At 61.8% G+C, this 1,478-nt stretch carries 1 protein-coding gene; it reads left to right on the top strand.

The genetic code is table 11. The annotated features are described in order from the left end of the window. Positions 1 to 63 precede the first annotated feature (63 nt). Positions 64 to 1,389 carry an IS701 family transposase gene (locus AAHB17_RS24420; RefSeq protein ID WP_342133660.1) on the top strand — a complete coding sequence of 442 codons (1,326 nt, stop codon included), beginning with the start codon at positions 64 to 66 and terminating at the stop codon, positions 1,387 to 1,389. Positions 1,390 to 1,478 lie beyond the last annotated feature (89 nt).

Here is a 1,478-nt window from a genome sequence, read left to right as displayed (position 1 = left end):
TCTTACTGTGTCATAAATATTGAGGCATGATATGCCCATCTTGTTCCCGGCGAGGGGGGTGCGATGGACATAGCTAAAGAATTTGATCGCTACATGGCTCACCTGGCCGAAGGGCTGGGCCATGCCGACCGTCACGCAGGATTGGCCGGATATTGCACCGGCCTGATGCTGCCCCTGTCGCGCAAGAGCATTGAGCCCATCGCCGCCCGCGTCGATCCACTGCGCGCCAGCGCCCGGCACCAAGCCCTGCATCACTTTGTCGCCAAGGCCCAATGGAGCGACCGGCAATTGCTCAATCGCGTGGCACAGTGGGTGATCCCGCACATGGACTTCAGCGCTGGCGGCTGGTGGATCGTTGACGACACCGGCTTTCCGAAGAAGGGCATCCACTCGGTTGGGGTGACGCGCCAATACTGTGGGGTGCTGGGCAAGCAGGACAACTGCCAAGTGGCCGTCAGCGTTTCGCTGGCATGTGAACAAGGCAGCCTGCCGGTAGCCTGGCAACTGTACGTGCCCCGAAACTGGGCCGAAGACGCAGAGCGCAGACTCAAGGCCGGGATTCCTGCAGACATCGAGTTTGCGACAAAGCCACAAATTGCCCTGGCACAGCTGCGAGGCCTGCTCTGCGAAGGAGCACCTAGGCACTGCGTGCTAGCCGACGCCGGCTACGGCATCGACTACGCGTTTCGTCAGGGTCTGACCGAAATGGGTTTGCCCTACGTGGTCGGCATCACCTCGGCCGTGGTGGTCTGGCCACCGGGCGTGGAGCCCTTGCCACCCAAGCCCTACAGCGGCATGGGCCGTCCACCGGTGATGCCTCGGCGAACCGCAAAACGACAGCCAGTGAGCGTCAAAGCATTGGCGCAGTCCTTGCCCGACAGCGCATTCCAGAACATCAGCTGGCGCGAAGGCACAAATGAGCGCCTGACAAGCCGCTTCGCTGCAGTGCGGGTACGCTGCGCTGGTGGCAATGTGGGCAAGGCCCGTCTTCTGCCCCAGCAGTGGCTGCTCATCGAGTGGCCCGCAGACCAGGCCGAGCCCGAGAAGTACCACCTGTCCACGCTGCCAGAAGCGACGGCACTGAACGATCTGGTGCGCGCCGCGCACATGCGCTGGCGTATCGAGCGCGATTACCAGGATCTCAAACAGGACCTGGGGCTGGGACACTATGAGGGGAGAGGTTGGCGAGGCTTTCACCACCACGCCAGCCTGAGCATCGCCGCGTATGGTTTCCTGATGGCGCAGCGGCTGAAAGCCGGCAGCGATGCCGGCAGCAAAAAAAACTTCGTCGAACGCCAAGTACCTGCCGTTTCCCCGGATTACATCCCTCGGGGAAGTCCAGCGCGCGCAGCGTCACGTGCCGGACTCGATCAGGACGTTGCGTCTTGAGTTGAGTGTCACACTGGCACACGCCTTGGGACATTGCCCGCATTGCGCCACATTTAACGCTCGACTACGTTTGTGACACAGTAAGACTA

It is taken from the genome of Hydrogenophaga sp. OTU3427 (assembly GCF_038440225.1).
Lineage (GTDB): Bacteria > Pseudomonadota > Gammaproteobacteria > Burkholderiales > Burkholderiaceae_C > Hydrogenophaga.
This window is presented reverse-complemented; position numbering and strand designations above follow the sequence as displayed.